Annotated in this window: 12 protein-coding genes; 5 read left to right on the top strand and 7 right to left on the bottom strand. The window is 36.0% G+C overall.

From position 1 onward, the window contains the following. Positions 1-1,568: hypothetical protein (locus HOG71_13790; GenBank protein MBT5991917.1), on the bottom strand; the 1,568-nt coding region annotated here is incomplete at its 3' end. A 230-nt stretch (positions 1,569-1,798) separates the two neighbouring features. Here HOG71_13790 and HOG71_13785 point away from each other — a divergent pair. Next, entirely contained in the window at positions 1,799-2,656 is an 858-nt protein-coding gene (locus HOG71_13785; protein MBT5991916.1) for an Omp28-related outer membrane protein, read from the top strand. 73 nt (positions 2,657-2,729) lie between these two features. Here the strand turns inward: HOG71_13785 and HOG71_13780 are convergent, their stop codons facing one another. The 3 genes from HOG71_13780 to HOG71_13770 form a co-directional block, all read right to left on the bottom strand. Next, entirely contained in the window at positions 2,730-3,716 is a 987-nt protein-coding gene (locus HOG71_13780; GenBank protein ID MBT5991915.1) for a dihydroorotate dehydrogenase-like protein, read from the bottom strand. 103 nt (positions 3,717-3,819) lie between these two features. Then, positions 3,820-3,990, bottom strand: coding sequence for a rubredoxin (locus HOG71_13775; GenBank protein MBT5991914.1), 171 nt, complete (start codon positions 3,988-3,990; stop codon positions 3,820-3,822). A gap of 8 nt (positions 3,991-3,998) precedes the next feature. Continuing rightward, positions 3,999-4,445: a 6-carboxytetrahydropterin synthase gene (locus HOG71_13770; protein ID MBT5991913.1), complete on the bottom strand. Its 447-nt coding sequence runs from the start codon at positions 4,443-4,445 to the stop codon at positions 3,999-4,001. A gap of 171 nt (positions 4,446-4,616) precedes the next feature. Between HOG71_13770 and HOG71_13765 the strand changes: the two genes are divergently transcribed. From HOG71_13765 to HOG71_13750, 4 genes are all read left to right on the top strand, one after another. After that, positions 4,617-6,308 carry a glutamine--tRNA ligase/YqeY domain fusion protein gene (locus HOG71_13765; protein ID MBT5991912.1) on the top strand — a complete coding sequence of 564 codons (1,692 nt, stop codon included), beginning with the start codon at positions 4,617-4,619 and terminating at the stop codon, positions 6,306-6,308. Positions 6,309-6,444: 136 nt separating this feature from the next. Further along, entirely contained in the window at positions 6,445-11,664 is a 5,220-nt protein-coding gene (locus HOG71_13760) for a T9SS type A sorting domain-containing protein (protein MBT5991911.1), read from the top strand. Positions 11,665-11,677: 13 nt separating this feature from the next. Continuing rightward, positions 11,678-12,154, top strand: a complete 477-nt coding sequence (locus HOG71_13755; protein ID MBT5991910.1) for a hypothetical protein — start codon at positions 11,678-11,680, stop codon at positions 12,152-12,154. 107 nt (positions 12,155-12,261) lie between these two features. Beyond that, complete coding sequence (locus HOG71_13750; protein ID MBT5991909.1) at positions 12,262-12,924, top strand: flavodoxin family protein; 663 nt, start codon at positions 12,262-12,264, stop codon at positions 12,922-12,924. 1 nt (position 12,925) lies between these two features. On the opposite strand, the gene HOG71_13745 is transcribed toward HOG71_13750, so the two are convergent. From HOG71_13745 to HOG71_13735, 3 genes are all read right to left on the bottom strand, one after another. Beyond that, the gene (locus HOG71_13745) at positions 12,926-13,591 is read right to left on the bottom strand and encodes a DUF4159 domain-containing protein (protein MBT5991908.1); all 666 of its coding nucleotides are present in this window, start codon (positions 13,589-13,591) and stop codon (positions 12,926-12,928) included. Continuing rightward, positions 13,588-14,313 carry a 16S rRNA (uracil(1498)-N(3))-methyltransferase gene (locus HOG71_13740; GenBank protein ID MBT5991907.1) on the bottom strand — a complete coding sequence of 242 codons (726 nt, stop codon included), beginning with the start codon at positions 14,311-14,313 and terminating at the stop codon, positions 13,588-13,590. Before HOG71_13740 ends, HOG71_13745 begins: the two co-directional genes overlap by 4 nt. Positions 14,314-14,408: 95 nt before the next feature. Beyond that, positions 14,409-15,478: hypothetical protein (locus HOG71_13735; protein MBT5991906.1), on the bottom strand; the 1,070-nt coding region annotated here is incomplete at its 5' end.

Below are 15,478 nucleotides of genomic sequence, written 5' to 3'. Positions count from 1 at the left end.
TTTTGGCTAATTCCGTTTTCGTTAGGAATCATCTTTTTCATAACCTGAGTGAAATTAGTTTCACCATTTGACTTCACATTTTGAAAAGTTTCATTTTCAAGAATGGCAATATGAACTTTCAGATTATTGCTGTTGATATTTGTTAATGGATTCAAAGTTACATCTACTTCAACTGTTTGCCAGTTAATGGTGTGTGTAGCTGTAATTTCAAGGAAAGAAGGAACATTATAAGCATCATCCAATAGTTGTGCGGTAAATGAACTTGCATTGCCATCCCAACCACCATCTACTTCCATTCTTGGAATAGAGTTGATACCGTAAAAACCTCTTCTGTTTATGGCTTCAGTTGTGGCATATGGATCTCCAGTTCCGGGGAAGTTTTGCTGAAATTTAACCACAGTTGATTTGTTTGGATTAGCATCTAAAATAGCGTGTAAATTTTCATTACCTGGTCTACAAGGTGCACATGTAGAGCTGGTATATACTTCAAGCAATGCTAAGCGCTGAACCATTTTATCAACAACTTGTACATTTTTCGTATACTCATCATTGGCTGTATTTTCATCTACATTTCCATTCAAATTTGAAGCCCATACTTTAACAGCATAATTGCCATCTGTTGCAGGATTCCAATTTGTTGGATGTGTAAAGTTATAAGCTGTATTTGGAGCAATGCTTAATCCTGTTAAAGGAGCAGTTACTGCAGCACCACCATCAATACTATAATTAATATCGAGCGTGGTAATGGTTTGCTTTCCATAATTTTTTAAGGATCCCTTAATACTATAAGGTGCATTTGTTAAGGAAAGGTAATTCGGTAAATCAATAGTTGTAGCTGTCAGGTCATAATCAGGCTGAACTCCTGGGAAAAATTCCCAATATGTATTGTCACTCTGGTCAGCTGAATTAACAGAACCTGATGTAACATTTGGGGAACCACTTACTTCCAAAGCACTTGTAGAAGTATATTGTGCGCCAAGGGTTAATGATGGGTTACAACCAGCAGATGTGTTTGAGCGTTGGTCAATGAGATAGAATTTATTGCTTGTTTCTTCAAGAACAAAACTCCAGTATGTCCAATAAGAAGCAGTACCTCCATTATAATTGTAGGAAGCAAAAAACACCCAATACTGGCGATTTGGAGCAGTTCCAAATGTTTTAACAACAATATTGTCATTTGCGCCAGATCCTTCTAATCCCCACATACAAATTGAATTGTCAGGAATATCGGCTGAAGGCAAGTTGGCATTAGCACCCGGAGGAACAACTGTTGCAGTTGTTGTAAATGTCAGAATACCAGATGTTGATACTTTACATTCAGTATAGTCTGTTCCATTAAAATTAAAGGTAAAAGGAAGAGTTTGTGTTGAAGTCCATGCTGGGCTGGCAGCAGATCCACCATGAATAGCAGTCCAAGAGGCATCTAATCCGCCACCAACTGGGTATTCCATATCTGCATTTAATCCTCCCGGATTCTGCATTGGGTTATCAATTTGCAAATAATAATATTGAGCAAAGACTCCAAAGCTTAGAATCAATCCCAAAACCAATAAACTTAACTTTTTCATAATGTGATTTTTTGATTTAATAATATAATTATCCTAAAAAATAGGTTCCAAATATAATCAAAATTTAGTATTCATAACTATTTCAGCAAGATTTTGCCAAATAACAAATATGGAATGAATTTTCAAGAATAATTCTGGAAATCATCTTGCTAATGAGGAATCTCAAATGAATTTATGACTGACTACATAATTAATTTTATATATTTGCTATGAACAAAAAAATCAAACATATGAAAAAAGCATTTATAGCCTTATTTGCACTTTTGGTAGGAACCGGAGTATTATTGGTTTCATGTGATAAGGAAGACAATCCGGATCCAAATGATCCAAAAAACGAGACAGTTTATGTAAGTAAAGTTATTGAAAACAAAAAAGTTGTTATTGAAGAGTTTACAGGTGTGAAATGTGGTTATTGTCCTGATGGTCATGTTAGAGCACATGATATTCTATTAGCTAATCCTGGAAATGCTTTTGTGATAGCATATCATCCTCAATCAGGTGGATATAACACACCTTATGCTGGCGATCAAGACCTTAGAAGAACATGGCCAGATCAATTATGGGCAATGACTTTTGCAGGTAAAAATGCTATGCCTGGTGCTTTTGTACAGAGAAGATTATATGGTGGTATTCGCTGGCAAAGTCGCTCCAATTGGGCCACTTATGCTGATGGTATCATGGCAGAAGTATCTCCATTGAATGTTGGCTTTACATCCAGTTATGATGAAACAACTAAAACACTTACAGTTGAAGCTCAGGTGTATTATACTACTGATGTGACTACTGGAAATACATTATATTGTGTATTACTCGAAGATGGAATTGTAACTCAACAGTCTGGCAACCCAAATCCACCAGATTATGTGCATGCCCGCACTTTCCGTGAAGGCTTGTCAGATGTTTTGGGAGATCCCATTACTGAAGCAACTGCTGTAGGAGCCATGATTAAGAAAACATGGACATTCGACAATTCAAGCAGAAATTACAATATGAATAATTGCCAAGTTGTTGTTTTTGTAAGAGACGAAGCAACTAATGAAGTAATTAGTGGTAATCAGGCAAAAGTGAATTTGTCTACACCATTATAAACTACATTGAAATAAAATAAAAACCCCGATGCTGTTCATTCAGTATCGGGGTTTTTATTTTATAGGTTCTTATTTATTCAATACCACTAAAGTATTTCATAAACTGAACACGCTCATAGGCGGCAGGATCGTTAATTACCGATTGGCTCATTTTTCCTCTAAACTCATTTAGGGATTTGTGTCCGTTGTCTTCCATCCATTTAATTAAGCCATTTTTAATTTGCACTAAATGGCTATTGCCATTTTTATATAAGGCTGAAACTACTTGCACTGCGTTTGCGCCTGCCAGTATTTGTTTGACAACTCCTTCGCCATCGTGAACCCCTGTTGATGCAGCTAAATCACAACGTACACGATCGTACATAATGCCTATCCAACGCAAGGAAGTAGTTAGTTCGGCAGGATTGCTTAAAAGGTTTGCTGCTACTACTTTCTTGGTTTTTAAATCGAAATCAGGACTAAAAAAACGATTGAACAAAGTGAGGCCCTTAATTCCTGTAAATGATAATTTCTGTATCATTTGAGCCAAATTGGTGAAATAATAACTGATTTTTAATGATAAGGGTAATGTGCAATATTTTTGTACTTCTTCTACTATTTTGAAATATACTGTTTCATTTTCATCAGTTCCCCGTGCAAAATCGGAAGGAAGTATAAAAACGTTAAGTTCCAATGCATCGGCACCAGCTTTTTCTATTTTGGAAGCAAATTCAGGCCAACCATCAGCACTAACACAATTGATGCTGGCAATAACAGGAATATCAACTTCTTTCTTGCAATCTTCAATGAGCTGAAGATATTTATCTAAATTATGATCTTTCGTATAATTAGAGATATAATCCTGTGCTTCGGCATACAAGTTATCACTACCAACATTTTGAATATTTTGCTCAGATTCCATCCGAATCTGTTCTTCGAAAAGTGATTTTAATACAACAGCACCAGCACCATTATCAGCATGCTCCTTCACTGCAATTACTGAATTTGTTAATCCTGAACTGCCCACGATAATTGGACTTTTTAAATCGAAACCTAAATATTTTGTGCTTAAATCGGTCATATCAAAAAATTATTATTGGCTAATGAATTAAACGTAAGTTTGGTTTATGCTCAAAGATATCACTATTAATTTGATCAGATTTAATCAAACTGGCGAAACATGATTAATAGTATTCGTCTTCTTCGAATGCTTCTTTTCCTGCTGTGCAAAGCGGGCATTTCCAATCATCTTTAATATCATCGAAGTCGGTTCCGGCTTCAACACCATGTTCAGTATCTCCTACTGCTGGATCATAAATATAGCCGCAAACCTGACACTTGAATTTAATTTTCATAATGGCCATTAATTATCCCCTTCCAACCATTCGGCATAGGAAGTAGGTGTTTCATAAAGTCGAACACAGCACAAAGAAATTTGTGCAGGAAGCTTATCTTTAATTAGTCGGGCAAACTCGGCTACCATGTTTTCACAAGTTGGTTGATAAGGTGTGAAAATAACGCGTCCAGTAGCAATTTTCATGGCCTCTTTTACTGCCTCAGTACTGTCCTCATTTACTACTAGAGTATGGTCGTATTTGTTTACGATATCCTCGTATACAATGCTTTTTAAATCGCCAAAATCCATGACCATCCCATTCTTAGGACTTTTGTCATCATTAATAGGAGAGCCGGATACAGTGACCATGAGACGATAGGAATGTCCATGGATGTTTTTACACAAACCATCATAGTCTTTCAATATATGTGAAGTCTCGAACCTGAATTCTTTTGTTATTCTTATTGTTGTCATATGCTTAATATTACCGCAAAATTACAATTCCGAAATCAATTTATTAAAATGATTGTGATAGATTCTTGATAAGATGATTATTCTCCCTTTTTTAAGTGATAAAAATAGTGATTGATTACCGTACTTTGCAGTGAATAATGAAGGTATTAGTATTCACAGAAATCAAGAAAAATGACGATTAAGGAAGAGGAAAAAACAGAAAAGAAATCATTGAATTTCATCGAAGAAATTATTGAAGAAGACTTGCGAAACGGGAAAAACGAAAAGAGAGTGCATACTCGTTTTCCTCCCGAACCCAATGGCTATTTGCATATTGGCCATGCTAAATCAATTTGCCTCAATTTCGGTTTAGCAAAGTCGTATAATGGTTTATGTAATCTTCGCTTTGATGATACCAATCCTGTAAAAGAAGATGTTGAATATGTTGACTCCATTTTGGAAGATGTTAAATGGTTAGGTTTCGAGTGGGATAATCAACCTTATTATGCATCCGATTATTTTGATCAGTTATATGCATGGGCAGTCAAGTTAGTTCAAGCTGGTAAAGCCTATGTGGATGATCAAAGTGCGGAGGAAATTTCTGCCAACAGAGGAACCCCAACCAAAGCAGGAAACGAAAGTCCTTATAAAAATCGATCCATTGAAGAAAATCTGGATTTGTTTGAAAGAATGAAAAAGGGTGAGTTTAAGGATGGTGAAAAAGTATTAAGAGCTAAAATTGATATGAGCTCACCCAATATGCATATGCGCGATCCGGCTATTTACAGGATCAAACATACAGATCATCACCGTACAGGAAATAAATGGTGTATTTATCCAATGTATGATTTTGCTCATGGTGAGTCTGATTATTTAGAGGGAATAACGCATTCCATTTGTACACTTGAATTTGAAGTGCACAGGCCACTTTACGATTGGTTTTTAGATAATATTATTGATACAACCTACAGACCTCGTCAAATTGAATTTGCCCGACTAAACCTGACCTACACCGTAATGAGCAAACGAAAGCTGCTAACACTGGTTGAGGAAAAATATGTTGAGGGCTGGGATGATCCCAGAATACCAACTATTTCAGGTTTAAGAAGAAGAGGTTATACGCCTGAATCGATTCGAAACTTTGCAGAACGAGTAGGAGTGGCCAAACGTGATAATGTAATAGATGTTGGATTACTGGAGTTTTGTATTCGTGAGGACTTAAATAAAAAAGTTGCACGAGTTATGGCTGTACTCGATCCGTTAAAAATTGTTATTACCAATTATCCAGAGGGTAAAACAGAGTTACTCGAAATAGAAAATAATCCAGAAGATGAATCAATGGGAAAGCGTGAAATGCCTTTCTCGAGAGAAATATATATTGAGAAATCTGACTTTATGGAGGATCCTCCTAAAAAATACTTCCGATTAAAACCCGGTGGAGAAGTTCGATTAAAGGCTGGCTATATCATCAAGTGTGAAGAAGTTGTAAAGGATGAAAATGGTGTAATAGCTGAAGTTCGTTGCACCTATGATCCAGATACAAAAAGTGGCTCTGGAGAAATGAGGAAAGTAAAAGGAACCTTACATTGGGTATCTGCTGAACATGCAATTGATTCTGAAGTCAGACTTTACGACCGCTTATTCCTGAATGAAGATCCAGAGGATGTTCCTGAAGGTTTGGATTATAAATCAACTATTAATCCTGAAAGCCTGAAAACCGTGATTGCTAAATTGGAACCCAGTTTAGCCGATGCAAAACCGATGGACAAGTTCCAGTTTCAGCGTATGGGCTATTTTTGTGTTGACAAGGCTAGCACAAGCGAAAAACAGGTTTATAATAGAACAGTTACATTACGGGATAGCTGGGCTAAGATGAATAAATAAAGAAATACGAATATTATTATATGAAGGGCTGGTTGTTATAATCAGCCCTTTTTTGTTGATTAAGTGTCATTATTCAGTATTTATTACGTACTTTGTTAAACGAAACTATGCCCTCGAACCATTTAATGATAAGAAGATGAACAGGAATATTTTTACAGATAGTTGCATGATGGATAGAATTAGAAGCTTTGCTTTAATTAGTATAATTCTGCTCTTTGCCATACAAGGCTTTGCTCAAACTGTGACCATTGGAAGCGGTACTTTATCGCAACGGCAACCATTTGGTATATTCTGGGGTTATGAGCGTTCGGCTGCCATATACACCAGTAACGAAATTAATTATAGTGGGTTAATTAGCACGTTGTCATGGCAAGTTGCTACTACACAAACATCAACAGCACCTATAAAAATATATCTTAAAACAGATACCTCAACTACACTTACCGCAGATACGTGGACAAATACTGTAGCTGGTGCAACTTTAGTTTATACAAGTTCAAAAGTGTTTTCCAGTTCTGGATGGGATAGCTTTCAGTTAGCTACACCCTATTTTTATAATAAAAATGCTGGGAATCTTCATGTATTGGTTGTAACAGAATATACGGGAACCGGAACATCAGCCTATCCTTATTTTTATTACCATACTGCTACTTCTCAGCATGAATATTGGTATGCTGATAATTCTCCACCTACCGGTAATGGAACAGTTAATGCCAGTCGCCCCCACATTAAAATTGATTTAAGTAGTTATTTAAATGATGCAGGAGTTTCCGTTATTGATTCTCCCGTTTCGCCTCTAACGCCAGGAATGAGTTCCATTTATTTACGTATTTCCAACTTTGGCTTAGACACCCTATTTTCAGCATCAGTCAATTGGCAAGTTGATAACAGTTCTGTAACTTCAAGCAGTTGGAATGACACACTAACAACAGCTGGCAGCAGTGATTTACTGTCGGTTGGTTCATTCAATTTTTCCAATGGTTTTCATACAATAAAGGCTTGGACAGCAAGCCCAAATGGGCAGGTGGATTCCAATACTGTAAACGACACCTTGATAAAAAGTGTTATAGTATGCAATCCATTAAGTGGAACATATAACATAGGCGTAAATCGAAATATTAAAACGATTTCAGAAGCTATTACAGCTTTGAATCTTTGTGGAGTGAGTGGTGCTGTTACTTTTCTGATTGATACAGGCACCTATCAGGAACAACTCAGTATAGGTGAAATATTTGGTGCCTCTTCAACCAACACAATTACTTTCAAATCAATTAACGGTGATAAATCTGAAGTGCTGGTTACTTTTCCATCTTCAACATCAGCAATCGACAATTATGTTGTTTATCTTGATGGTGCAGATTATATCACTTTTAAAGATATAAGTTTTGAACGAACAGGAACAAATACCAATGGGGCTGTAATTGATTTTTCGAATGGTGCAACGAATAATAATTTTCTTGGGAATAAATTTAGTGGAGTAATATCAGGCTCTACCTCGGTATACGCTTCTGTTGTTATTTCGTCATCCGCTGCTATAGACTCAAATAATTATTTTTACAACAATGAAATAGAAAATGGTTCATATGGGGTAAATCTGGTTGGTAGTAGCAATGTTCAGGAGTTTGGGAATCAATTTATAGAAAACGAAATCACAGGCTTTTACTATTATGGAATTCGAATGGAATATCAAATCCAGTTTGTTATAAAAGGAAATAGCGTATTTGCAACTGAAACTGCGCCTTATTCAACAAACTATGGTATGTATCTTTATTATTGTGATGGTGGCTTTCAGATAGAAGGAAATCACTTGGTGCTAAGGGGAACATCAACTAATTATCTTCTTTATCCTTATTATTGCGATGGAGATTCTTCGAATCACGGATTAATTGCCAACAATTTTTTAATTAATGCAAATGGAACTGGAACCAATTATGGTATTTATCCTTACAATTGCAATTATGTCGACATATTTTATAACAGTGTAAATATCGCTTTTGGAAGCAGTACAGCTACTAAAGCTATTTACCCCTATCCATCAAGTTCAACAGGTGCGTACAGCAATATTCGTATACTCAATAATGTTTTGGTGAATAAGGCAGGAGGATATGCTATTGATATTCCAACAAATGCAGCTACTTTAGGTTATGTAACGGTTTGTGATTACAATGATTTATATTCCTCGGGAACAAATCTGGGTCGTTATGGTACAACTGATGCGGTCACTTTATCTGCATGGGTTACAGCATCCGGACTTGATTCAAATTCCATTTCAATTGATCCCGGTTTTAAGTCAACCATAGATTTACACATTAGCAAAATAGGCATTGACAGCATGGCAACTCCTTTGTCAGGCATTTCAATGGATATTGATGGCGATAGCCGAGATGCCTCTTTTCCCGATATTGGAGCTGACGAATATACACCTGACTCATTTGATGTGGCGATAACCTATATAGAACCTATTACACAACCTGCTTGTGAAGGCAGTTATCAGATTCAAGCCAGAGTTAAGAATTTTGGTTACATGGATATTGATAGCGTTACGGTGAATTGGGAAATTAATGGATCTGCCCAAACTCCATATAAATATGCCAGTAAAATTTTATCTGGAAATGATACTTTGTTGACACTGGGATATTATTCATTTGGTTATACACAGACCTATTCCATTAAAATTTTTCCGTCTGCCAGTAATTATGGAATTGATGGAGATGCTGAAAATGATACAGCATGGTTAAATAGCCTCGAGTTTTATGAAATACCTGGAATTCCATCTGTTGCCGATGATACAATATGTAGCGGACAAGTTTCAACACTTACAGCTTCAGGATCTCCAGCCAGTTATGCCTGGTATGATTCAATGAATGGAGGAAGTGTACTGGATACAGGTGCTGTTTTTAAAACGAATGCACTGAGCTCCTCTACTACATTTTATGTAGAATCAGTAAATGTGCCTTTAAGTGCATCAAGCATTGTAATTACTGAACTGGATATGAATACTCCTGATTTTGTTGAAATTCAAAATGTTTCCGGACAAACAGTGAACACCACTGGATGGAAGGTACTGGTTAGTGATGATTATTCATTGATTAATGATATTAATACATTGCCATGGAACCTGCCAACAAGTATGACTAGCAATCAGGTTTTATACCAGACTGATGTTACGACCGATAATTATTGGGGAAACAATCTATATTTTATTTCGGGAAATAATGGCTGGGCTATGATATTGGATAATAACGATAACATTGTTGATTTTATAGCATGGGGATGGGATAGTGCATCTTTAGCTGGTATGTCCTTAACTTATAACAGCAAAACGATTACGTTAGGAAATGAATGGTTAGGAGATGGTATAAATTCAACCTGCACCAATTCCTTGCAAAGATTGGGAGGGGATGATAATAATAAAGCTTCAGATTTTAGCTGTGCAACAATTTCGAAAGGAACAGCAAATACGGGTCTCAGTACTCCATTTCCAGGAGGAGGATATTTGTGCAGTAGCTCACGTATTGCTGTAAATGTTATTGTTTCGCCTGCACCTACAGTGGATATCCCAATTAGGATAGACAGCATCTGTGAAAATAATACTTACCAGCTAAATGCAACTGCTCAAAATTATGGAACATTAAGCTGGAACAATAATGGAGACGGTAGTTTTAACAATAGTGGGATTTTAGATCCATTGTATACTCCCGGTTCTGCAGATATTGCAAATGGCTATGTATCCATATGGCTGACTGCAAACTCTTCATCGAATTGTAGCGCTATTGTAGCAGATAGCATGTATTTAAATATTATTAAGAAACCAACTGTTGATGCAGGTATTGATGCCACTATATGCTCAGCTATTGATTTTAGTCTGAACGGAATTGCCACTGAGTATAATTCAATCGAATGGACATCAACAGGGGATGGAAGTTTTGTTGATGATTCAAAATTAATTGCAAAGTACAACTTGGGTAGTAGCGATCTGGCAGGGGGTACGATATATCTTATTTTAAAAGCCACTTCAAATAAACCGTGTAATCAAATAGTTTATGATTCATTGGAATTAACAATTGCAATGGGACCAGTAGTAACTGCGGGTATAGATGCAATAATTTGTGAAAATGGAAACTATCAGTTGAACGCAACGGCATTAAATTATAATTCATTTAACTGGACAACAGCAGGTGATGGTTCATTTGACAATAATGCAAAACTAGATGCTGTCTATACACCCGGAACCAATGACAAATCTGCTGGAAATGTTGAGTTGATTATTATTGCCTATGGAAATCCTCCCTGCAGTGTGATTTCTGACACAATGCTTTTATCAATAAATTCGTTAGCGACTGTAGATGCAGGTATTGATTTCAAACTTTGCGAGAATAGTAATTATCAGTTGAGTGCAGTTGCTACTCATTATACAAGCAGTAATTGGATTAGCAATGGTGGAGGAATATTCTCATCAGATGATTCTTTGAGTTCAACCTATTACCCATCTGCTAGCGAAATTGCTGCTGGATCTGCTCAAATTATTATCACAGTATTGGGTTTGGATCAGTGCGCAGCTAATTATGATACAATTGATGTGGAGATTGCAAAATTGGCTACTGTTAATGCAGGCGTTGGGGGACAAGTTTGTACCAATGAAACATTCCAGTTAAATGGCAGCTCTTCACCTGCAAACGATTTGTATTGGGCATCATCCTATCATGGGAATTATGATAACAACAAAATTCTTAACCCTGTTTATTCACCAATTAAAGCGGATGAACTAAATGGATCAACTTATTTGTCATTATATGTACAAAGCGATCCTGTTTGTGATTATGTAATTGATAGTGTAGAATTATTAATCAAGCCACTGCCTGATGTTGACCTTGGAAACGACACCATTTTATGCGCAGAGCAAAAGATTAAGTTGGATGCTGGAGCTGGATACGATAAATACAGCTGGTCGAATAATGCTGTTGCTTCTAATATCACTGTTGATTCATCCTGGGTAGGTATAGGAACAGCCGTTTATTGGGTGGAAGTAACCAATGATGGTTGCAAAACCAGAGATACCATTCGTATTACATTTAAAATTTGCGGAAGCATTGAGGATGCTTTGGGAAATATGCATATAGATATGTATCCGAATCCTTCTCAAGGACAAATATATTTACAACTTAATGGACAGAGCAGCAATTTGTCAATTGATATCTATACTACTCTTGGACAGCTGATTCATTCAGAATTGGTGAAATCGTTTAGTGGACAGAAAACACTGGAATTGGATCTCCGAAATCAGGCTAAAGGAGTTTATTTAGTTAAGTTGGCAAATGACAAAGGTGAAGCTGTAGTGAAATTGATTTTAGAGTAGTAATACAACCGTTTTGGCTAGCAAAATTCTATTATTACTGACTTATACTTTTTCAATTACTTGTTTCAGTATTGGACAACCTTTATATAAAACGATTGAGGATATTGAAGAATATGCAAATTATGAATTAATTGAAGAGGGAAATCTTGAAGATTTAGCTTCGCAAGCTTATTTAATTTCAGTTTTAAAGAAAAATTCAGATTATATAGTATTATTCAGCTTGTTTATTGGTGAGTATCCCAATGATTCATTAAAATTACTTGATAAGGTTAAAATTGATAGTTTATCAGGTAAAAAAAGTATCGGATTTCAGTTTTGCATTTTCAATGATGAGCTTGATACAGAGATTGTGGCTGTTGTATTGAAAGATGATAAGGAGTATTTTACATCCGTTGAAAAAGCTTGGCGAGCAGACCGGATTAATCGAAAATTGATACCTATTGATACATTGGGTATTAGTTGTTGGAATATTGATTATATGTGGGAGTGATTATTTGATGAAACTTGCATTTATCTTTTCCAATAATTATTCAATTTGACATGGGAGATGTTTGCATATCAATTTTCTTTCTGTTACAATCAGTGTAATTTATTGTAATGAAAAAAGTAGTTGCATTTAATGGTGGACCTCGAAAGAGTGGAAATTCAGTAATAATGCTGAATCAATTTCTGAAAGGAATTGAAACAAAGCTTGCTGAAATAACACTAATTGATGTCAATGAGATTAATCTAAAGAATTGCCAAGGTTGTTTAAGGTGTAATATTATCGGAAGATGTTCCTTGCAAGATGATGATTGGGAGCAAATCAGTCAACGGATTTTGGAAGCGGATGTATTGGTTTTTGCCTCACCGGTTTACTTTCATCATTTACCAGCTCCTTTAAAAAAAATGATTGATCGATTTCGTTCGTTTGTAAAAGTTCAGATCACCGAAACAGGATTAATCCATACCCCACATGTTGAATGGAAGAAAGAATTTGTTTTGCTATTGAGTATGGGATCATCAAACGATAATGAAGCAAAACCCATTGTTGATTTATTTGATTTCATGACATCTATTTTGGGAAAAGAAAATAGACTTCATAGCATTTTGGCTACTCGATTAGCGGTTTCAAATCAGATTCAAATGAGTGTCGAAGAATTGGAGCAGCTATATCCCAAACTGAAGCTGGGAAGTCATTTGGCAGAAGATGATTTCAATAAAAATCAGTATATCTTGAATAAAATACAAACATTAGGAGAAAAACTATTGGGTAATTGACCTAATCCTCATTCCCGCCAATAAAGGCATATTGAAGAATATTAGCTCCCATTTGAAATGCTTTCGTTCGGATATCCTCCCTGTCGTTATGAACTCGTTGATCTTCCCATCCATCACCTAAATCACATTCATAGGTGTAATATAATATTACGTGTCCTTGATGCACTATAGCATAACCTTGTGGTGGTTTTTGATCATGTTCATGTATTTTGGGAAGTCCCTTTGGGAAATTGTATTTCTGGTGATAAATAGGATGAGAGAATGGTAATTCCGTTAGTTCATATTCGGGAAATAATTTTTTTATTTCGGATCGAATATATACGTCCATTCCATAATTATCGTCAATATGAAGAAAGCCTCCGCTGAGCAGGTAGTTTCTTAGATTTTCAATTTCCTGACCATTGAAAACAACATTCCCATGCCCGGTCATATGAATAAAAGGGTAGTTGAATATTTCTTCACTAGCTACATCAACATCATCTACTTTTGAAATAGATGTTTTCAGGTTTTGATTGGTAAATTTTATCAGATTAGGAAGAGAAGTTGGATTAGCATACCAATCACCACCACCCCGATAAACCAGGCGTCCTATTTTTAGGCTACTACTTTGAGTCATTCCCTGAAAAGAAAGGGTGATAAATGCAAATATTATTAACCAATACCTCATGAAGTGATTTCTTTTAAAGTTTGAAGGGCAGCAATTGCAAATAATGCCGCAGTTTCCGATCTATATCTCAAGCTTCCAAGGTTTACAGGGACAAAATTCCTGCCAGTGGCAAGTTCTATTTCAGATGCTGAAAAATCGCCTTCAGGACCGATTAGTAGGATACAATCTTCTTTGGGCTTATAGAGCTTGGCAATGTGACTTTGTTTCGTTGTTCCACACCATGCAATCAATTTTTGTTCAGTTGAAGAGGCCTTGCTATTAATGAAGTCTGCATACTTGATAACAGGATTTAGTATGGGAGAATATGGATTTATTGATTGCTTTGCAGCACTGATAATGATTTTTTCTAATCGTTCAGTATTGATTTTGGATCTCTCTGAAAATTCGGATTGAATGATACTGATTTCAGAGACTCCCAATTCTGTAGCTTTTTCGATAACTAGTTCAAATTTATCCCTCTTTTTTAAGGGACAAATACCTAGATGGATTTTGTTAATTAATGCAGGATATTGTTTGATATTGTGAATCTCAAGGAGAGCTTGTTTTTTACTTGCCTCTGTAATAGAAGCATCTGCAATTATTCCTTTTCCATTCATAAGAGATATTTCATCTCCTGCTTTTGCACGAATAACTTTAAGCAAATGATGACTCTCTTCTTCATTCAGCAAAATAGATTTGCTATCTGAATTTAATGTTTTATCGAAATACAATCTTTCGTTCATGCGAAATATTTAAACAAAGATAACAAATCAGCGATTTCATAAAAAAAGCAAGTCCAGTGATAGAACTTGCTTTTTCATTTATTATGATGTTAAAGTTAGTTATTTCCAATGACGAACCAATTACTGCCATCACTAACAAATCGGACATAATCGTAAGGATTAGCCAAGTTTTTAGTAGAGGCGCCATCAATTGTTTCTGCACCATTTGGATTCACGATAACGATACCTGAATTAATTGATTTCACTGTATAAATACGACCTTTACAACTTGCTGCAGCAGGTAAATTAACAAGCAGGTTTTGTATCAAGGAAGAATTATTAGCGATCAGTATATTGTGATTTGCAGTTAAGGTTATTGTGAACGAAGCCAAATTTGAAATAGTATCTAGTTTCAATCCATAACTACCACTTACATCCAAGGTTGAACTTGGTGTAGAAGTTCCTATTCCCAAACCATTTGCATCAATTATTGCTTCTTCTGTTCCGGCAACGTCAAACCTGATTTTGTCTTCATCAGCAGTTTTTTCAACATGTATTTTCGTATCACCATCTGCATCCTGTAATTCGGGTAATGCACTGGCAACCCATTTAGAAGTTCCGTTATCATACATCAAAACCTGCTTATCGGTTGGTGCTGTATTATTGACATCAACTCCTTGTAGCTTGTTTGCATTCCATTGTGCAATGGTTGTTTGCGCATTCAGCAATCCTCCGCTTAAAGTTAAGCCAGTACCTGGATTTACTTCTAATTCACCACTGTTAAATGCTAAACCACTATTAGAAGAAAGGGCAGTAGCTACCGTGTTAGATGTAATGCTAATACCATTTCCTGCTGTGTACAAATAACTTGACTCATCCACATAAGCCCACTCACCACTGGTTCCATTGTATTTAAGCAATTGGTTGTTTCCAGGAGCACTTGTTGGAAGAAGTTTGTCATATAATCTGTCAGCATTCCATATATGCTTATTACTGTCAGCGTCAAACTTGCTTCCAGTGAGGGTTAATCCTGTTCCTGCAGTATAGAAATTCGCAGCTGTATTATCTGTACCAATTTCCCACTGGCTATTTGTTCCATTCCATTTTAGGATATCTCCATTTGTAGGAGTTAATGAATTGGAAACCGCTGTACCATATATTTGATTTGCATTCCACTGAGCAATGG

It is taken from the genome of Bacteroidota bacterium (assembly GCA_018698135.1).
Classification (GTDB): domain Bacteria; phylum Bacteroidota; class Bacteroidia; order CAILMK01; family JAAYUY01; genus JABINZ01.
Note: the sequence above shows the minus strand (reverse complement) of the source record. Positions and strands in the feature narration are given on the sequence as shown.

Coding starts and splice junctions, on each gene's coding strand:
- HOG71_13770 (MBT5991913.1), bottom strand. CDS start 4,445: ATGACAACAATAAGAATAACAAAAGAATTCAGGTTCGAGACTTCACAT.
- HOG71_13785 (MBT5991916.1), top strand. CDS start 1,799: ATGAAAAAAGCATTTATAGCCTTATTTGCACTTTTGGTAGGAACCGGA.
- HOG71_13765 (MBT5991912.1), top strand. CDS start 4,617: ATGACGATTAAGGAAGAGGAAAAAACAGAAAAGAAATCATTGAATTTC.
- HOG71_13775 (MBT5991914.1), bottom strand. CDS start 3,990: ATGAAAATTAAATTCAAGTGTCAGGTTTGCGGCTATATTTATGATCCA.
- HOG71_13745 (MBT5991908.1), bottom strand. CDS start 13,591: ATGAGGTATTGGTTAATAATATTTGCATTTATCACCCTTTCTTTTCAG.
- HOG71_13750 (MBT5991909.1), top strand. CDS start 12,262: ATGAAAAAAGTAGTTGCATTTAATGGTGGACCTCGAAAGAGTGGAAAT.
- HOG71_13760 (MBT5991911.1), top strand. CDS start 6,445: ATGAACAGGAATATTTTTACAGATAGTTGCATGATGGATAGAATTAGA.
- HOG71_13780 (MBT5991915.1), bottom strand. CDS start 3,716: ATGACCGATTTAAGCACAAAATATTTAGGTTTCGATTTAAAAAGTCCA.
- HOG71_13740 (MBT5991907.1), bottom strand. CDS start 14,313: ATGAACGAAAGATTGTATTTCGATAAAACATTAAATTCAGATAGCAAA.